19 protein-coding genes and 7 pseudogenes are annotated in these 18,851 nt (G+C 35.9%); 20 read left to right on the top strand and 6 right to left on the bottom strand.

Features of this window, described 5'->3' with window-relative positions; translation table 11 throughout:
• Window positions 1–61: 61 nt before the first annotated feature.
• Both MKZ11_RS08590 and MKZ11_RS08595 read left to right on the top strand, forming a co-directional pair.
• Window positions 62–280 (top strand): annotated as a pseudogene (locus MKZ11_RS08590) (hypothetical protein); the annotation flags it as partial.
• A 40-nt stretch (window positions 281–320) separates the two neighbouring features.
• Window positions 321–1,169, top strand: coding sequence for a sialate O-acetylesterase (locus MKZ11_RS08595; RefSeq protein ID WP_340793831.1), 849 nt, complete (start codon window positions 321–323; stop codon window positions 1,167–1,169).
• A gap of 300 nt (window positions 1,170–1,469) precedes the next feature.
• Here the strand turns inward: MKZ11_RS08595 and MKZ11_RS08600 are convergent.
• From MKZ11_RS08600 to MKZ11_RS08615, 4 genes and pseudogenes are all read right to left on the bottom strand, one after another.
• Window positions 1,470–2,348, bottom strand: a pseudogene (locus tag MKZ11_RS08600) (IS256 family transposase); the annotation flags it as partial.
• A 61-nt stretch (window positions 2,349–2,409) separates the two neighbouring features.
• Complete coding sequence (gene istB / locus MKZ11_RS08605; RefSeq protein WP_340793833.1) at window positions 2,410–3,183, bottom strand: IS21-like element helper ATPase IstB; 774 nt, start codon at window positions 3,181–3,183, stop codon at window positions 2,410–2,412.
• Window positions 3,180–4,733, bottom strand: a complete 1,554-nt coding sequence (istA, locus tag MKZ11_RS08610; protein ID WP_340793835.1) for an IS21 family transposase — start codon at window positions 4,731–4,733, stop codon at window positions 3,180–3,182. The genes istB and istA overlap by 4 nt, the downstream gene beginning before the upstream one ends.
• A gap of 110 nt (window positions 4,734–4,843) precedes the next feature.
• Window positions 4,844–5,155, bottom strand: a pseudogene (locus MKZ11_RS08615) (transposase); the annotation flags it as partial.
• 364 nt (window positions 5,156–5,519) lie between these two features.
• On the opposite strand from MKZ11_RS08615, the gene MKZ11_RS08620 reads away from it, so the two are divergent.
• Both MKZ11_RS08620 and MKZ11_RS08625 read left to right on the top strand, forming a co-directional pair.
• On the top strand, window positions 5,520–5,918 hold the full coding sequence (locus MKZ11_RS08620; RefSeq protein ID WP_340793837.1) for a VOC family protein: 399 nt from the start codon (window positions 5,520–5,522) through the stop codon (window positions 5,916–5,918).
• Window positions 5,919–5,947: 29 nt separating this feature from the next.
• Window positions 5,948–6,118, top strand: a pseudogene (locus MKZ11_RS08625) (DUF2200 family protein); the annotation flags it as partial.
• Between the two features lie 88 nt (window positions 6,119–6,206).
• Here MKZ11_RS08625 and MKZ11_RS08630 read toward each other — a convergent pair.
• Both MKZ11_RS08630 and MKZ11_RS08635 read right to left on the bottom strand, forming a co-directional pair.
• Entirely contained in the window at window positions 6,207–6,587 is a 381-nt protein-coding gene (locus MKZ11_RS08630; protein WP_340793838.1) for an STAS domain-containing protein, read from the bottom strand.
• A gap of 147 nt (window positions 6,588–6,734) precedes the next feature.
• Window positions 6,735–8,093 (bottom strand): IS1182 family transposase, encoded by a 1,359-nt coding sequence (locus MKZ11_RS08635; protein ID WP_340792672.1) that lies wholly within the window; start codon window positions 8,091–8,093, stop codon window positions 6,735–6,737.
• A gap of 126 nt (window positions 8,094–8,219) precedes the next feature.
• Between MKZ11_RS08635 and MKZ11_RS08640 the strand changes: the two are divergent.
• From MKZ11_RS08640 to MKZ11_RS08715, 16 genes and pseudogenes are all read left to right on the top strand, one after another.
• A pseudogene (locus MKZ11_RS08640) lies at window positions 8,220–8,597 on the top strand (polymorphic toxin type 15 domain-containing protein); the annotation flags it as partial.
• A gap of 18 nt (window positions 8,598–8,615) precedes the next feature.
• Window positions 8,616–9,161, top strand: coding sequence for a T6SS immunity protein Tdi1 domain-containing protein (locus tag MKZ11_RS08645; protein WP_340793839.1), 546 nt, complete (start codon window positions 8,616–8,618; stop codon window positions 9,159–9,161).
• A gap of 522 nt (window positions 9,162–9,683) precedes the next feature.
• The gene (locus MKZ11_RS08650) at window positions 9,684–9,902 is read left to right on the top strand and encodes a DNA/RNA non-specific endonuclease (protein WP_340793841.1); all 219 of its coding nucleotides are present in this window, start codon (window positions 9,684–9,686) and stop codon (window positions 9,900–9,902) included.
• 7 nt (window positions 9,903–9,909) lie between these two features.
• Entirely contained in the window at window positions 9,910–10,395 is a 486-nt protein-coding gene (locus MKZ11_RS08655; RefSeq protein ID WP_340793843.1) for an antitoxin YezG family protein, read from the top strand.
• A gap of 569 nt (window positions 10,396–10,964) precedes the next feature.
• Window positions 10,965–11,687 carry a DNA/RNA non-specific endonuclease gene (locus MKZ11_RS08660; protein WP_340793845.1) on the top strand — a complete coding sequence of 241 codons (723 nt, stop codon included), beginning with the start codon at window positions 10,965–10,967 and terminating at the stop codon, window positions 11,685–11,687.
• A gap of 180 nt (window positions 11,688–11,867) precedes the next feature.
• Window positions 11,868–12,286 (top strand): annotated as a pseudogene (locus MKZ11_RS08665) (immunity protein YezG family protein).
• A gap of 203 nt (window positions 12,287–12,489) precedes the next feature.
• A complete protein-coding gene (locus MKZ11_RS08670; protein WP_340793848.1) occupies window positions 12,490–13,101 on the top strand; it encodes a hypothetical protein in 612 nt (203 codons plus the stop codon).
• Window positions 13,102–13,375: 274 nt separating this feature from the next.
• Complete coding sequence (locus MKZ11_RS08675; RefSeq protein ID WP_340793850.1) at window positions 13,376–14,074, top strand: SMI1/KNR4 family protein; 699 nt, start codon at window positions 13,376–13,378, stop codon at window positions 14,072–14,074.
• Window positions 14,075–14,641: 567 nt separating this feature from the next.
• Window positions 14,642–15,097, top strand: a complete 456-nt coding sequence (locus MKZ11_RS08680) for an SMI1/KNR4 family protein (RefSeq protein ID WP_340793852.1) — start codon at window positions 14,642–14,644, stop codon at window positions 15,095–15,097.
• A gap of 19 nt (window positions 15,098–15,116) precedes the next feature.
• A pseudogene (locus tag MKZ11_RS08685) lies at window positions 15,117–15,290 on the top strand (endonuclease V); the annotation flags it as partial.
• A 15-nt stretch (window positions 15,291–15,305) separates the two neighbouring features.
• A complete protein-coding gene (locus MKZ11_RS08690) occupies window positions 15,306–15,506 on the top strand; it encodes a hypothetical protein (RefSeq protein WP_340793854.1) in 201 nt (66 codons plus the stop codon).
• A 621-nt stretch (window positions 15,507–16,127) separates the two neighbouring features.
• On the top strand, window positions 16,128–16,358 hold the full coding sequence (locus MKZ11_RS08695; RefSeq protein ID WP_340793856.1) for a hypothetical protein: 231 nt from the start codon (window positions 16,128–16,130) through the stop codon (window positions 16,356–16,358).
• A 107-nt stretch (window positions 16,359–16,465) separates the two neighbouring features.
• Entirely contained in the window at window positions 16,466–16,978 is a 513-nt protein-coding gene (locus tag MKZ11_RS08700) for an NUDIX domain-containing protein (RefSeq protein ID WP_340793859.1), read from the top strand.
• A 78-nt stretch (window positions 16,979–17,056) separates the two neighbouring features.
• The gene (locus tag MKZ11_RS08705) at window positions 17,057–17,794 is read left to right on the top strand and encodes a hypothetical protein (RefSeq protein ID WP_340793861.1); all 738 of its coding nucleotides are present in this window, start codon (window positions 17,057–17,059) and stop codon (window positions 17,792–17,794) included.
• 80 nt (window positions 17,795–17,874) lie between these two features.
• Complete coding sequence (locus tag MKZ11_RS08710; RefSeq protein WP_340793864.1) at window positions 17,875–18,057, top strand: hypothetical protein; 183 nt, start codon at window positions 17,875–17,877, stop codon at window positions 18,055–18,057.
• Between the two features lie 201 nt (window positions 18,058–18,258).
• On the top strand, window positions 18,259–18,765 hold the full coding sequence (locus tag MKZ11_RS08715) for a CoxG family protein (protein ID WP_340793866.1): 507 nt from the start codon (window positions 18,259–18,261) through the stop codon (window positions 18,763–18,765).
• The last annotated feature ends 86 nt before the right edge of the window (window positions 18,766–18,851 follow it).

Raw genomic sequence — 18,851 nt, forward strand, 5'->3', positions numbered from 1 at the left:
CAACTATCGATTGGCTAATGAATGAATTTATCGGACACCCTATTCGAAAGGGACGTAGCTATCGAATACTTGGTTTGTAAAAGAGGGCGAACTGCATTTGTTCGCAATTCAATACGTGACTGGATCAGAAACTAATCCGAATATCAAAGGGATTCTCGACAGCAAGCAATTTGATAAGTACAAAGCTGCAAAGCCATTGAAGCACGTACCGGAAATGAAGCGTCAGTGGATACATGTATTGAATGAGGTTATTGTACCTTATGGAGATGAATTGAGATGAGTGACTGACACCTTTTATTTTAAAGAAAGAAGGTTTTACTATGAAATCTATATTATTAATTGGACAATCGAATATGGCGGGAAGAGGATTTATTGACGATGTACCGCCTATTTATAATGAACACATAAAGATGTTAAGGAACGGAAGATGGCAAATGATGGCGGAACCGCTTAATTTTGATCGTCATATATCTGGTATTGGGCCAGCAGCCTCTTTTGCTCAGGCTTGGACAGAGGATTATCCAGGTGAATCCATTGGGTTAATAGCATGTGCTGAAGGCGGAAGCTCAATTGATGAGTGGACAATTGATGGACTATTAACAAGACATGCAATTACTGAAGCAAAGTTTGCTATGGAATCGAGTGAAATAATAGGGGTTTTATGGCATCAAGGAGAAAGTGACAGTTTTGGAGAACGTTATAAGACGTATGAAGATAAATTGCTTTCATTATTTAAACACTTGAGAGAAGAATTGAATGTACCAGATATCCCGATTATTATTGGTGAATTAGGGCATTACCTAGGAGAAGTAGGATTTGGAAAAAGTGCTGTAGAATATAATCAAATTAACCAGATTTTATCTAAAGTTGCCCATAACAATGAAAATTGCTACTTTGTAACGTCCGAAGGCTTAACAGCAAATCCAGATGGCATTCATATTGATGCTATCTCTCAAAGGAAATTTGGATTAAGATACTATGATGCTTTTTCAAAACAAAAACATGTTTTAGATATTTTGGACATAGAGCGTGATTGGATTGAAAAGGAAGCAAAACGTGAACTAACTAAAAATGAATGTATATATGTTCAAAGTATGGAGTTTGCCTTAGGACAATTGAGTTTTGAGGAGTTTTCTGCTAATGTGTCCAAAATTAATGAAAGCAAGTAAAGCAAAGTTAATTTCATTTAAATTTTGGGGTACCTGTGCAATGAACTATTCAACCAATTGTATGAAAAGGAAAAAGGATAGATATTGAAGTAAATATATTATCTACTCCTTATAAATATATAATAGGAATGAATGAACGGAAGGGAGTGTCAATATTTATGTGTAAATGACAATCCAACCTTTTCTTAAAGATCATCACACTTTTTTATTTTAGCTTATTCAAATAGATGATTTTGTTTTGTGATTTCGAGAAAGAGGTACCTATTCATCAAAACCATATTAAACGCTTTAAGTCTTTTTTTATTCTTTCACTTCAAACATCTCAGCTAACTCTGCGCGTGCTTGATCGAAACCGATATGGCATCGTGTGGCGAAGCGTTGGTTGTACTCTTCGAACTGGGAAACTAGGAAGCGTTCAAGTGATTCTTCGTTTGGAAACTGCTCTTTACGCTTGGTATATTTCTTAATTTGCTTGTTAAAAGACTCGATTAAATTCGTTGAGTATATGCTGCGCCAAATTGATTTTGGAAAGCTGTAGAAGGTAAGTAGATGGTCATTTGTAGCGAGTGATTTTGTCACCTTTGGGTATGATTTCTTCCACTTTGAACAGAAATTATCTAACGCGACTTGCCCAGCTTCCTGATCATCAGCTCGGTAAACCGTTTTGAAGTCATCACAAATCTCAGCACGATCCTCGACACGTACTTTATGTGAAATAGTACGTACCACATGCACTAAACATGTTTGGAATTGCGCTTTAGGAAATACGCTTGTAATTGTGGCCACCATGCCTGTTAAGCCGTCTGAAAGGAAGAGCAGGACTTCTTCTACGCCACGCTCTTTTATTTCTAGTAAGAGCTCTTTCCAATTGAATGCTGATTCTGTTGGCGCGATTGTGTAAGTAATCACTTCTTTTGAGCCATCTTCGCGAATGCCCACGGCTATATAAACAGCTTCTTTGGAGACCGTTTCACGTCGAATAGAAATATAGGTTGCGTCTAAATAAACACAGACATAGCGCGCACTGAGTTTCCTTCTATTAAAGGCTTCTACTTGTTCACCCACTACCTGTGTCATATTAGATATTGTTTGACGTGTGTAATGATGGCCATACATTTTCTCGATTAAATCTGCAATTTCCGACATGGTCACGCCTTTTTGAAACATGTGAATGACAAATTGTAACCGTCAAGTAGAATTGAGCAGTTTTCACAAATTAAGTTTGATCAATTTTCCACAATTAAGTTTGAGCACTTACTTCGGGAAACAAAGTCTTTCTGTACTTCATACGCATACTTTCTTCGTCTTCTCCGAAGGAAATCACCTCACTTCGATGTAGAAGGCGATCCAATATAGCGGTTGTCAGTGAGGTATCTCCTAAAAATTTACCCCATTCATTTGGACCCTTATTCGAAGTTAATATAAATGCGGTTTTATCATACATGTCATATATAAACTGGAAAAACAGGCTTGCTTCCTTTGGATCTACAGTCATATACATAACATCATCAATAATTATTAAATCTGATGTTGTAATACGTTTATAGCGTGTCTTTGATTTACTAACGTAATCACTGCTTTTTAAAATATATATTAGTTCTCCCATTGAAACGAAGGTCACTTGATATCCATGTTCAATAGCCAAAGTGCCTAGTCCTACGGACAAATGTGTTTTGCCTGTCCCAGGTGGGCCCATTAGAATTAGGGTAAACATCTCTTCAATCCAATTTAAATCTTTTAATAATTTAAACTGTCTCTCGCCAATCGCATTTTGTTCTTCCAGTCGATAATCTGCCAGTGTTTTTGGATAGGGAAAGTCTGCCCATTGCATTAGTCGATGAATGGTCTTTTTTTCTCTGCACACCATTTCATGGGTAAGGAGTTCATTAATAAACTCGTGATAAGTCCAACTGCCCGATTCTGCATTACGCAAAAGAGCGGGAAGCTCTTTTGCGGTTTCAGCGAGTCTCAAGGTTCTACATTTTTCTTGTAATAGTTCAATAGGAGAGGTCATGACCTTTTACCCCCAGATAATAAATCGGTGTAGTAATCTTCTGATCGTTCTGCTGCCTTATATTCTTGATATTTTGGTGAATTGGTAATTACTTCTTTTACTTGCATCTGTGATTCTTTATGTAGCGTGAAAGCGACATCTCTGAAGTCATTAGCACTAATCATATGCAAAGTTTTCACAGTTTCCAGCGCTTCATTTATATGCTCTGGATGATTTCGAATGACCATTTGTAATACTTTCAACTGGTCTAATAAGTGTCTTGGATACTTCTTATTCAATTCATCTAAAAACCAACAAATCAATTCTTTATTAGAAAACCTAATCACAATTTCGTCTCTCAATAGCGTTTTCTTTGGACTTGGTTTCTTATGATGAGTTGGATCATAAACTAATTGTCCTTTCGAACTACAGAGTAAATGTCTCGCGATTAATTCTCCAGATGTCTGTAATCGAATATTTAGGTGGTCATCTGTGGTTACTTCTAAATATGCCATGTTTTTAGTTTTCGCATCGTACGTACCTGTAGGTACGGAATAACGATTGGATTCAAAGCGTATGACATTGTCCTTTTGAATTGTTCTTGTTATACTTTCTATTAGGGAATTCTCGAAAGAGAATTTTGAAGAGACTTTTCTTAAGTGCAGTTTTTCGACTGTATGCACTTCAGAAGGTCTTTTTTTTGTATTATGATGCACTTTGTAGTTTCCGGTTCTCTCAAGCCATTGAATGGCTTGTTGATTCCACAAATGGATGTCTTGAAACTCACGATTCTTCATGAAGTTATGCTTCACGAACTTGACGACTTGTTCTATTTTCCCTTTTGATTCGGGATCGCTTTTTCTACATAAATAAATAGAAAATTTTCTTAGTTTACGGTAATTATCAAATTCCTTGGTAAATAATAAGTCACCCGCATTTTCACTTACAGCTAGTAAAGCATCTTGGTCATATACCATTTCTTCAGGCATGCCTCCAAAAAACTCAAAAGCATTTTCATGACAGCGGACTAAATCTCTTGTATGGAAATGTCTATCTAAGAATTCAATGTACTTATACCTAGAATTGGATAATACAAACCCAATAAAATAAAGCCTTCTTCTCTTTCCGTCATTACAAGTCACCAAATCTTGACCGAAATCTACTTGTGCTTGAAAACCCATCGGACTATCCGGAACTGCTTCATAAACTCTTTGTTCAGACACTTTTGGTATATGATATGCAGCACGTAACTCATTCACATAATTCCTAGTAGTATTCTCCACAATATTATCTTCATTCAACCCCTGATTCTCTTTCAACCAGTCGTAGACCTGGGCACTACTCATATCAGGATATTTCTTCAACCATCCAACAATGACATCCCTGTAGGGATCCAACTTCTTTTTACGTGATTGTAAGGAGACTAAATAATCCTCAAATTCTTCAGATGTACTCTTTAGATATTTAGAAACGGTATTTCTTGAAATGTCCAACTTTCTCGCAATTGCCGACTTAGAAAAGCCCATTTCGGATAACTCGCAGATTTTCATATAAATCATGATTTTCTTCACTCCAGTTTCCTCACTTCCTTTTACAAGTTTAGTATAAAGGAAGTGAATTATTTAGAGGAAAACTGCTCAATCTTATTTGTGGAAAACTGCTCACTTTAGTTTATCGTTTACACAAATGATTCGAGTGTATCGTTTGACCGCTTATAAGGCGCGACTGTCTGTTGTTTAAACTCACCGTTTCGATCACGGGGAATTGTGATTTGTAGGTCACCATATTCCGTGTGTAGCGTTCGGTCATATGAACCATTACGTGAATTACCTGAATTAAAGCCGATTCGGTCGTATTTTTCATAATCTAAAAAAGCCGTCAGCTCCGTGGCGAGCAGCGCATTTACCGCTGTTTCTAAATGCGAACGAAAAACCTCGGTAATATCTTGTTTTTGTACTAGTGCTTGAACAATATCTGTTGTAAACTGAGTCATAGGGAAGACCTCTTTTCTAGGATTGGTTGTGGTGACTTAATTCTACCAAGAAAAGGTCTTCCTTTTTTGTATTTATTCATTTACACAAGATATTTTACACTCTCGAACGGAATAGTGTCGTACACAGGTACCTGAAATTTTGGACAAACGGGTATCGTTTCTAAGCTGATTGTGATTAAAATAATGTATTGAAAATTTGACTACAGCTCATATATCATTAATTCAAGAAAAGAAGTTACCCGAGTTTTCGCTTCGCATAGGGGTGTTGGTCTAAGAAGGATTCGCTCTCATTTTTTCGGGTATAAACAGGTAGTTGAAATAGGAAAATAACAATAAAATTCATGTGAAGAAAGGGAGTTTAACTATGAAGAATGTAACACCATTTTTAATGTTTCAAGGCGGTATTGCAGAAGAAGCTATGACATACTACACATCACTCATCGAGGATTCGGAAATTAAAAGCATTACTCGATACGGGGCTGAAGGACCTGGTGAAGAAGGGACAGTTATACAAGCTGTATTCTCGTTAAAGGGGCAGGAGTTCATGTGTATTGACAGTCATGTTGACCATGAGTTTGCGTTTACCCCGTCTTTTTCTATCTTTCTTACGTGTGATACTGAAGAGGAAATTGACAGCCTTTATGATAAAATGATGCAAAATGGCACAGCACTCATGCCTATAAATAACTATGGGTTCAGCAAGAAATTCGGATGGTTGAATGACCAGTTTGGTGTATCCTGGCAGTTGAACTTACCAGAGTAAACTGAAATAAATATCAATAATCTTTTATTATGGCCAAACATCAGATTTATACGATGGGTGCCGCAAAAGTTTATGGCTGTTATATTTCCAAAGCAGAGAAAAAAGGGCGTACAAAATCAGAAGTCGATGAAATTATCCGTTGGTTGTCAGGGTATAGCCAGGAAGAGTTAGAAGTACAACTGGAAAAGCAGATCATTTTTTAGTAAAGGGTACCGGGTTCTAATTCAGTTCTGAATTGATTTAGAACCTAGTACTCGACACTAATTATCTTCTGAAGTATCAGTTTCGTTATTTTAGTAAGAATTCATTTAATGCTTGTTGTAAAGTACCAAAGGTTTTCGTTTCTTTATCAAAATTTATACCTAAACGAATCAACTGTCTAACAACATCTGGACGCAAGCCAGTAATGATTGTGCGACATCCCATCATGGAAGTACCGTAAATAGTTTTCATAAGATGTTCAATTACACTACTTTCCATACTAGCTATGCCAGATAAGTCAATGATTAATGTTTGAAAATGAAGCCTATTAATCTCTTCTAAAATCTTTTCCTCTAGGATCGTTGTTCTAAATGAGTCCATTGCGCCAATTAAGGGAAGTATACATATACTGGGCGTTATTGGAATAATGGGGACAGATAAGGTTTCAACTATTTCCCTTTGAGCCAAAATCAATGAATCTTTAAATGTTGAATAGTTAATAAAGAATGAATTTAAAAAGTCATCTGAATCAATTTCATAATAGCCATTTTTAAAAATGTGTAGAGTAGCCCCTTGATGATTTTCAAGTTTTTTAAAAATAAAATTTCGATGTAGTTAAGCTACTTGTAACGACTGTTGCTTCATTACTACTCTGATCCGATCCGTGGCTAATTTTGAAGCATTATAAACAAGCGTCACCAATTGGAAGTGCAGCTTCGCTTTCTTTCCAGTTCGATGACGGACATTATTGAGCCCGAAGAATTCTTTTAAATACGCATTGACCCGTTCGACAGCGGTACGTTCCTTGTACAGTTCATCCCACTTTTTCGATCCCCTGGCTGGATTGGTGTACTTCCTGAAATCCGTGGATTGTCTAATTTTATAGGTCTTTTGACAAAGGGTGTCGTGTTGTAATGGACAGGTCGCACATTCTTTCGGGCGTGTATATTTCAGTGTCTTGTATTTCGGATCGAAGCTATCGTAAAGATAGGAATGCTCTACGACACACGTCGGTGCGAAATGCTCGTCGTAACCGACCATCTCTCCTTCGTTGCGTCGATTATACGGAATGACGGCTTGTAGATTTTGGTCAGTCAATTGTTGATAAATCGGTTCGTAGTCGTAACCGGCATCGAAAAGACCTGTGTTAAATAAAGCTGGAAGGTCCCGATCAATTTTCTTCAATAATGGAATGGCTGCTTTCCCGTCATTGAGACTACCGGACGTCATCATACCCGTAAGAATATATTGGCTTTTTGTGCTGACGGCCAAATGACCTTTATAACCAAACCAGAAGGTGTTTTTTCCATCACTGTTTTTCTTGATTCCCCATTTCGGATCGATAGGGGCCTCTTTAAACAACGTTTCTACTGATTCGGATAGCTGATGTACAATCTCTTTTTCATAAATCGGACGCGCTTTCTCCGCCGCCTGTTTTTCTTTCAACCATTGTTCACGTTCGGCTTTTGGCTTGCGACCGCGCTTTTTCGAAGCCGGCTTTTCTTTCTTTTCGGAAGCCTGGGCACGATCCCTCGCCTCGAAATGGGTGGCGTCAATGGCGATGTTTTCTTCGCCAATATGCCCTTCATCGATGGCCAGCAAAATAAGATTGTCATGAATTTGGGTCATCGTATCTGATTCACTGATGACGGTAATCATCCTGGAATAAGAAGCTTCGGATGGGATTTGGTCGGAATGAAGAAAACCACAGTCATAACGAAAAATGGGGTCACGATCCAACCGTCTGACAAGATCCTTGATTGTCACAATACGCTCGACGACGCGAGCGATAAGTGAATAGATCATGGCACCGTAATTCAATTCTCTAGGTGCACCTACTTTTTTCGGTTTATCGAATAGATTCAAGATAGGATTTAAGTTAACTGTTGAAAAAACTGCTTCAAAATGATGGGTGGGTTCCATCTTATATAATTCATGCATGTCAAACAGGCTTTGTTGTCGTATAATGGACATAGGGGCATCTCTCCAGTCTGTTATGTATGTGTCGTAACTTACATTATACAGGATTTGGGGAGGTGCTCTATTTTTTATGTCTTGAAAGCCTTGATACGTAAGGGCTTAGGATTATGAAATTAACTCGAGTATCTAAAAAATAGAGAAAGATATATTGCTGAAGGTAGAGCAATAGAAGGAAATGCAGCTCAAAAAATGGCTAGACAAGAAGCGCTTAAAGACAAAATTACTGAACTGCGAAAACAAGGACTTGCCAGAGCGGATGCGACAAAGCAAGCTTCAGAATGGATGGGAACAAAAGCAGCACTCCATAATCCAGATCAAATAGCTGGAGGAAGAGCAAACATTATTGGAGGTTTGGGGGATAAAAGAGTAAATTCCTCCATTGGTTCTCAATGGAAATATAGGATTGATATTGTTGATGATCAAATAAGGGGAATTGCTAAGAATATGACACCTGAGCAGCTAAAGAATAATTATTTAAATGTGAAATTAACTGAATAATCAAAGGGGGCTTTTTAAGTGGAAACTATATTTAGCGATTTTATTAAACATGAAACTGTTGATGAAGATGTTATTTTGAAGTATAAGGATAAACTTCCTGAAGAGTTAATAGAAACATGGGGAAAATATGGTTTTGGTAGTTTCGTAAATGACTATTTAAAAGTTATTAATCCAGACGATTATTTAGATGTTTTAGAGAGAAGTTACCTAAGGTATGAGCAAGCGATTCCTATTTTTACAACCGCAATGGGTGATATTATAGTATGGGAAAAAGATAAGTATGTAAATTTGTTAAACTTTAGGAAAGGATATGTTAATGTTGTTTCATCCGGATTTGAATTCTTTTTTGATGATTTAAAAGATAATGACTTTATGAACGATGAATTAATGTGGCAGCCTTATCCTGAAGCGACTAGTAAATATAGTGCCCCTAACTATGACGAGTGTTTTGGATACACCCCTTTATTAGGATTAGGTGGAACAGAAAAAGCTGAAAATCTAAAAACAGTGAAACTAATAGAGCATATATTAATTGCCACTGAATTCATGGGTCCTATTGAATAACAAGAAACTCAGTTTTAGATAAGACGAGTCGAGTGAACAATGATTAACTCATAAACTAAGCTGGAAGATATATTTTCTTCCAGTTTTTCGCATCTTTCATCCCTTGTTTATATTTTAATTATAAACTTTTAAAAATAAGTCCTTACAGAAGTTGATGAATTCAACAATGGAGCGTACTCCCATCACGGATACGTTCTTTTTTCTATATATAAACAATGTGAGGTTGATAAAAGTCATAAACATTTCATCTGAGTAGAATACCTAAACTTATTAAGTCCTGTTATTCCACGAGACGAATCCACTCACGAGACAAATAAGCAGGATCAATCAGCCGTTAAGACGTAAAATTCCGACTAATGCCGCCTACTTATTAATTATAGCCAAATATGGACAATAATCAATAATAGGCGAAATAGTCAGTAAAACCGGATGTCACTCGCAATCATTTAGTGAGTGCTGCCTGTGTACGGTGCAAATTGGACACAATTCAGAATTAATTAGAATTGTCTGGTGCACAGGCAGATGAAACTGAATTCCCAAATAAATGAAGCAGGTGGGAAATGGCATCAGATGGAACAAGAGTGGGCATCAGCTTTAGGTAGAGAAGGAGGTAGCGCCAAAGTGAAAATAAAACCTCAATACACTGGTAGTTCCGCTAGACCAGATAATTTTATAGTCGAGTATTCAATCGATGGTGGTAGGGTAAAAAAGGTAACAGTCCAAAATCAGAATGGGGGTTAGTAAACTTATGGAACAACAGATGAATCAGATGTACCCCGTCATAGCAGAGGATATCCTTGGTATGATACCTGATGGTAATTGGTATGAGATTTACTTATATGCTGAAATTTTGGATGGTTCTAGAGAAGTGTTCTTTTATTTCAATACTTACGAGAATGAAGATTTTATATATTCTCATGATATTCCTGCAAAATATAATGTAAGTGAAAAAACCTATGATAGCTTGTTATTAGAATTACAAACTAAATTTCATGATTTAAGACAAATATTTATTGATAATGATCAAGAGCCTTGGACGAATTTAACACTAATATTGAAGTATCCTGGAAAGATAAAAATTAATTATGATTATGAAGACGTAATAAATTCGGTTATATCTCCAACGCAGCGACAAATGGTTTTTGAATATCAACATTTAGGGTTGCTACCTCAAAGTGAGATAAACAGACAGTTTGTGCGGAATTATGTAAATAATAAAAATGGGAAGAGATAAAATTCAAATATCTAAAATTCTGACTAGCTGTATGAATTACAAGGCTTATATAAGTGTCGGGTACCAGGTACTCAAACAATTCGCTACTCTGGTAATTTAATCGTAGGTCCAGGAGTTAAGTGTATAATAGCTTCGCATCAGGATTTATCTCCTGTGTGGGGCTTTTTGTACTTCTATCCCACTGACTTATGGGTAAAGGAACATGAACAGCTAATCGGTACGATGATTACTGCCGCCACTTTTCACACCCTTGAAGGGAAAAAGTAACTACTATTGAAGAAAACATAGAGGGAAATATAAAATATTATGAGTATGAAAATGGTTTACTCATTAAAGAGTATGTTGTAGGCCAAACAGTTTTCTATGAAGTTGTTTCCAAAGTTGACTATAAAGTAGAAGAAATCGTTGAAGTCGACAAACCGAAAGAAAACAAATTTCTAGATTATTTTCAGGTTGGATTAGATATTGCAGGGCTTGTCCCTGTTATTGGTGAAGCAGCAGATGGGGTAAATGGTGTCATCTATACGGCGAGAGGGGATACGTTAAATGCGGCCCTTTCTTTTGGAGCGATGATTCCAGTTGCCGGCTGGGCAAGTACGGGCGGGAAATTAGCCTTAAAAGGAAATGATTTAAATCAAGTAAGTAAAGTGGTAAGTACAGAGAAGATGGCGTCCATCTATTCGCCAATTTACCAAGATGTCGTCAACAGTTCACTAGGCAAAACTCAAAAGCAACTAGATCTCTTAACTAATACTCATTACCAATTGGGTAGGCCAAATGCCCTTGCATTCAATATGCCATTCCCAAAAACAGATATTCCTACGAGTATCAAAGTTGGAGATGTTAAGGTTGAAGTGAAGAATGTGGATGTTGGGGCTAAGGGGACGGGAAAAGGTATAGTCAACGAAGTTAAAGAAATTGACTTCGGAAAGCACATAATAAAAGGTGAAAATGGTAAGAAACAACTACTCCCAAATACTAAGTATGTAACCAATAATAACTACAAATATACTACTGATGAACTTGGAAGTATAGTAAATGTAAATGCTCCTGAACTTGTATTGAAAAAGGCTGATAGAAATAAATATGCCCAGGCAAATGTAGGGGGAAAAGACAGATTACCAGATGATGATGGCGGACATTTAATAGGAGCACAATTTAATGGTCCTCCTGATATTGATAATCTTGTACCACAAAATAGTCAAATTAATAGGAGGGGTGGAGTTTGGTACGAAATGGAGACTGAGTGGGCCAATGCATTGAAAGAGATACCACCGAAGAGTTTCTATTAGCATTGATCCAATCTATTCTAATAATTCAATGCGACCTGATTCCTTTATGGTCGAATATGAAATTGAAGGACAATTCCCAGTGATTCGTGAGATTGCAAATAAATCAGGAGGCTGATATTGATGAGTTTTGAAATAGAATTAAACAAGTTATATAATAAAATTGCACAACAGGTTAATGATATGATTCCAACTGAATGGGATAATTTCTATTTTAATGGTGAAGTAAAGGAGGGAGAAGGAGGAGTTTTCTTCTTTTTACACACCAAGGTGAGGAGCAACACGTTTATTCACATTATATTCCAAAATTATATAGTATAGATAAGAGGGCTTATAATAAAGAACTACATAAATTATTGCAACTAACTGTTGAACTTCAAAAAGTTTTTACTGATAACGACCAAGAACCTTGGTTTTCAGTGACATTATTATTAAATGATACAGGAAAATTAAATGTACATTTTGATTATACAAATTGGCATGAAAGTGAATTTGGTCCAACAGCTAGAATTAAGTATTTTGAATATAAATATGTAAGCCAAAACAAAGAACAGCCAGATTTAGATTTAATAGAGAGAATGAAGGAATTTGAAAAAAAGTAAACAATAAAGCACTTGATTGCCTTTTAATAGGCGACAAGTGCTTCTTTATATTTTTATACTTATTGTAATTAAGTGGGCGTTAATCCGAGACCTAGTACTTTTCACAGCTCTATAATAAATTCGTCTTCTACTGAAAGTGACTTCTTACTCCAAGGAAAACAAAGTACTAGATACTTTTCAGTTTGACTTAGATATTGCCGGGCTTGTGTGAAGTAGCAGATGGCGTAAATGGAGTTATCTATGCTGCGAGAGGGGATACATTAAATGCAACCCTTTCTTTGGGAGCGATGATTCCCTTCGCTGACTGGGCAAGTGCGGGTGTGAAATTAACCGGAAAAGCACAAGATCTAAATCAAGTAAGTAAAGTGGTAAGAACAGAGAAGATGGAGTCCATCTATTCTCCAATTTACAAAGATGTCGTCAACAGTCCGCTGGGCAAAACTCAAAATCAACTAGATCTCTTAACTAATACTCATTACCAATTGGGTACGCCAAATGCCCTTGCATTCAATATGCCATTTGCAAAAACGGATATCCCTATGAGTATCAAAAGTGGAGATGTCGATGTCAAGGTTGAAATAAAGAATGTGGATGTTGGGGCCAAGGGGACGGATAAAAACATTACGCAAGGTGCAAGACATGGGGAAAGGAAAATTTCCGATGAGACATATGCTAAATTAAGAAGAGCATCGCCATCTTCTAAAATACAAAAAGAAGTTAATAAAAATATTGATGTTATTATTGGAACTGAGGATTTTGCTTTACCCGAAAAAATAATTGAAAAAAACTGCATGCAGATCATATTGTTTCTTTAGAGAAAATAGCTCATTTGGAAGGTTTTGAGACATTGACTTACCAACAACAGAAGGAAATTGCCGATTTAGTAGAGAATTTTAAAGGTCTTAGTGAAGCGGCTAATATATCTAAAGGTTCAAAATAATTTGCATATTGGAATATCTATAAAAAAGAAAATATTTTGGTAAATCCTGTATTTAGGGAAAAATGATATTAAAAGAAAAAGAACTAGAAATTGAGATACAAAAGATGACAGATGAATTTAATAGGATAAATAAAAAGGAGTGATTTCGGGTGGATAAGCTATCTTCATTAAAACAATACAGAAAAAGTATAGAATTTGTATCTAACAAAGACTTACTCAATATAGAAAAGGGAAATATTCCTAAAAAATGGATAGAAATATTTAAAGAAACAGATAAAACTGAAAAGAAAGATAAATTAATAGCTTTATGGAATGATGTGTGTGAAAAAGAATTGAGCATTACTATTTCGTACTTGAAAGAGAATTTATTAGAATTTGAATTAATTGTAGATAATGGACAATATGCAGTACTATACAGCGTAAAGAGTGAAAATGAAGAAATTCTTTATTACGAAGGTGGTATACCGACCAGTTCTATTTATATTTCAGAAATGCAACAAGATTGGTCAAATGTTCCAGAATCTATTAAGAGGTTCTATGAAAAGTTACACAATGGGTTTTATTATCTGCCAAGTAGAGCTATGGGGCTAGTACCAGTGGAATGCAGTACTCATTTTGAGGATTATGAATGGGGAATACTTGAAGAATTAGATGAACCATTAGGAATTAATATGGCTACAACATATGGTTTTTTTGAAAACGGCATGGGAGGATATGTTGCTATAGATTTAAACAACTGTATCGATGATGTAGCGACATTATGGTTTACCAATGATAAGCCTGAATATAATGTGGATTTCTGGGATATTGTAGATGAATGGATTGTAATGGGGCTTCAAGATAATTAAAAAACATGAGAATAATTAGAAAATAGCAATACTCTATTAGTCTAATACTCACAAAGTAATCTTACTGAGAAAATCAATAACTCATGTAGATTGTACCAAAGAATACTTGGGTTATGAAAAATAAATATGATAACTGGCGATATGACATTTGAAACATACGAAATATTGTTGCAGGGAACCAGCCAAAAACTTACGTAATTAAATAAGTTCGTGGGTTTACAGATAGAATTAGTAATGAATTACTTTATATAGCTAACCATAAAGCACCTGATTGCCTTTTAGGCAGCAGATGTTGTTTTTTGTGAGAAATTTAAGTATAAAACAATGAATGAGACCAGCTTGAAATTCAGAACTCATGAAGGGTATTGTTAATGGTAACTGAACAAAAAGTTGAGGGACCAATAATTGAGATGCCTAGTAGATACCATAATCTAGTTACACAGCCAGTTTGGTAAAAGTAAACCTAATCCTAGTTTTCCTATAGAGCGAAAAAATTTCAATGCAGATACAAGAGAATATTGGAAATTGAGAGTAGAAAATAAATAAATTGTAGAGAGGGATTGTATTATGAATAAAGAAAATTTAGAAATGAAAAAAAGATACGAAGCTCTTTATTCTGATGATGGAATTAACAATGAAGAGTTAATTGAAATAGAAAAAATGTTAGAAATAGAATTGCCAGATTTTTTTTGCGAAGTATCAACATTTTTTAGTGGGGGATATTTGGGTAGTATAAGTAATTATTCTTTTTCCAGGGTAGGTAACAGCTTAAATATCATCGATGAAACGATTAGATTGAGAGAGTCTGTAAATTTGCCAACTAGATTTGTCGTTCTAGCTGAGCCATCAGAAAGTCTTATAGTCATGGATACAAAAAATACTCCTTCAGTTATTTGGTTTGATGCAGTGGAAATTTCTGAATTAGAAAAAAAGTCTTTTACCTCAAAACCAGTTGAATGGGAGACCTATGCTGATTATTTTAATGCACAACTTGAGGGAGAAGAGGAAGAGCAAGGGTTATAGGTTATACAGCTTAGAAAACTTAAGGATGACAAAAAGTGTTAAACTCATCTTTGTTTCTTGTGGAAACTGGATTGATTTAGATACAAGCACCGAAATGGTTATGAACTGTATCAATAAAGAGAGTCGTTTACCTATTCCTGTTAGATTAGCAGATTTAGAAACACATAAAGTGAGAAAACAACGTACACAATGATGATTAAAGCATTAAATGGCTAATGCTAATCTAGGTTTTTTTATAGAAGAGGGCTCTGGCACCAATATTACAATAGCTGATGATGTTGTAGAGAAGAAAAGTGATAGTATTGGTGACGTTGCGGGTAAGGTTACGGTAAATGGTAACTTGCATGATATAAACGCAATAAAAAAATTCCTAGTTGTTGGTAGCAACAAGGATGCGTTAGGTAAATAATTGAATCATTGTCGACGGTAATTCAACAATGGAGTGTACTCCCATCACGGATACGCTCTTTATTATATATATAAACAGATCAGAGCAGAGCAGAACTCCTATGCATATTGAGTTCTGTTATTCCACGAGACAAAAACACTCCCGATATTAATAAACAGAAACAACACCCGTTAAGACGTAAAATACTGCTATAACGTCGGCTACACTCAAAAGTAAGAAAACAGGGAAATAATCAACAATAATCAATTAAGGCGGTATTTTCGTAACATATTACCTCATTAACTAGGGATTGGTTCTTTATGTAACTCACTCTATTTGGATAATAATTTACTACTGCTTTTACTATGGCATGAATATCTCTAAGGGAATAATTCTTTCAGAATCTCTATGAGTCTTGTTGGGGATAAATAGTGACCCCAAGCAATCACTAGAGATGGAAATGGTTGTACCGTAATTTACACATATTGCAAACCGAAAGAAAACAAAGTACTAGATTATTTTCAGATTGGATTAGATATTGCAGGGCTTGTCCCTGTTATTGGTGAAGCAGCAGATGGCGTAAATGGTGTTATCTATACGGCAAGAGGGGATGCATTAAATGCGGCCCTTTCTTTTGGAGCGATGATTCCAGTTGCTGGCTGGGCAAATACGGGTGGAAAATTAGCCTTAAAAGGAAATGATTTAAATCAAGTAAATAAAGTGGTAAGTACAGAGAAGATGGCGTCCATCTATTCCCCAATCTACCAAGATGTCGTCAACAGTCCATTAGGAAAAACTCAAAATCAACTAGATAGGTTCTTAAAGATTGTAACTAGATTCAATCAAAATAATTCAGAGACGACTCAAAGCTAATTTCAGATACCCAGTAGCGTAGTTTTTCCCCTTCTGAAAGCAGAGTTTGAATAAGACGTTTGAGCAATTATGGATAAAGAAATGATGGGAACATTTAGGAGGGGGAAATGATTTTTAATAAGGCAATAGAAGAACAACATATTCAAGTCGATAGTAAGGTCAATTACAGAGAAGCAATAAAAGCTGTTATATTACGAAATAATAAAATCCTCTTGATCCATACGAATAAGGAGGATTATAAGTTTCCGGGTGGCGGGGTTGAAGGCCAAGAAAGCCATTCGGAGTGTCTCATTCGTGAAGTGGCAGAAGAAACTGGGTATGTTAACTGTATAATTAAAGATAAGCTAGGGATCGTTATTGAAAGGAAATTAGACGAATATGACAATATCTCAGTATTCCAAATGACTTCACACTACTATCTTTGTGAATTAATAAACAATGAAAGAATTGCTCAACAATTGGATGATTATGAGTTCGCTCGGGAATTTAGACCTGAATGGATTCTCCTGAATGAGGTGATTGAGCAAAATGAGAAACGAATTAATAGTTTTGAAAAGAATACATGGGTAAAACGTGAAATCTTCGTGTTAAAGGAACTCAAAAATATATTGAAATTGTAGATTTTAAAAGTGGAGAGGCAATAATTGCCTATAGTACAACTGGACTTGGTTAAAATACATGTTGCGAGGTAAAAAAATATGGCTTTAGCTATTATTATTACACTATCGTTAGTACTTGGAGGGGCGGTAGTATTGATTTGCGGGAAAGGTAATATCAATGGGATGATTGCTCCGTTACTTATGTTATGGGCAGGCGATTTCTTGCTTCTGTATGCAAAATTTGTAGTGGGTGACTCCTCCTTAACCTTTATTCTTAATTTATCCGCAATGGTTCTGGTTGGAATACCCGTAATTTGGTTAACTACTATTATTGTGAAAAGTAATGGAGGAAAAGATAGTGAGAAAATCGTTCGTGCGATTGTATTTGCCTTGACGATGACAATTATCATTGTTTTTGTACCGTCATTAAAATCAGAGGGTAAATTCAAATTATATCAAAACGATTTTTACGCCGTTTCGGATGCCATTTTTCAAGCGTACGATGATGGTAAAGTGCCAGTTGGAGAGCATTTTTCTTCATGGTCATCTAACACAAATGATTTAGAAAATCCGGATTCTGTTTTTTCTAGCAATGAAATTGTGAAGAAAATGGAGAAATTAAAACGGTCTGCCGGCGTTGGTGCTTATACACTAGTAGATAAAGATGTCATCTATTTCAGTTTCGGTGCTGTTTTCCAATCAATTAGCGGAATTGCGATCAGTAGGAACGGTAAAGATCTTTCCACAGATGAAATACTGGAATCGAAACCCTATGATGGTGTTCCTACATATAGGTATATAACGGATGGTGTCTATCATTTTACCGATGGGTTATAAGTAGTTATTTCTTTGATGAATACTAGTCTTGTCTTTTTGAATACTTATTCGTTCTAATAAAAGTACGAGGGGGTTTTTGTATGGAATTGTTTTGGATTGTACTAGGGGCATTATTGGGAACAAGTGGTTACGTGTGTCAGTTGACGTATATGAAAAATTTACACGAAGGAAAGGATATAAAAAATCCAAGGTTATTAGGGATTCTATCTGTATTTTTTGCCCTTGTCATCTTCATGATGTTTATTGTATTTGGGTTGACGTGATTTAGTGACAAGATAGTTATTAAACTGGTAATTAGTGTAAGACCCCAATCAAACAACGCATATCTTATTTATATTAAAATAAAGCATCCGTTGTTAGCCCATCCAAGAAGGAGGATTTACTCTTCATGGATGGGCTACTATCTCTTTGTTCCTTCTTTCCAAAAGGAATTAAATATGAATCTATACAATTAAAATGCTAAAATGGTAGTGGTAGATTCACATTATCAATACATAAAGAAGGAAGTAGTGAAACGTATGGCAATTGCATCGCATTCTGTAATCATTCCAGCACCTGTAGAGAACGTATGGGAATACGTTAGTCAAATTGAAAACTGGGCAGTAATGGTTCCTGCCTATAAGGAGCATGAACAAATTGACGAACAAAAGTCAGTTTGGACATTCGAAGGGAATATTAAAGGGTTTAAAAAGACTGTGAAAATGGAGTTAAACATCACTGAATTTCATGAGCCTTCGATGATTCGGTTCGAATTAAAAGGCCTAACGGACAACTTTACAGGCAGTGGCAAGTTTACTGCTGAAGAAACGGCAGGGCAAACAACGATGACAGGGACTGTTGAAGTAAATGCAGGCGGCTTAACAGGTGCTGTGTTGACACCTGTTATTAAAATGGTGTTGCCGAAAGTGACAACACGCTTAACAGAGAAAATTGCACGCCAAGTTAAACAGGAAAAGGTGTCGGTTCGGTAAAGAAGGTTTTGTTTATTGAGGTGACGGGCAATCATGCAATCGTGAAAGTTTCAACTCACATATTTGTTGGAGTGCCTGTGCTTTTA

Origin of the sequence: Sporosarcina sp. FSL K6-1508 (genome assembly GCF_038007465.1) — a bacterium.
Classification (GTDB): domain Bacteria; phylum Bacillota; class Bacilli; order Bacillales_A; family Planococcaceae; genus Sporosarcina; species Sporosarcina psychrophila_B.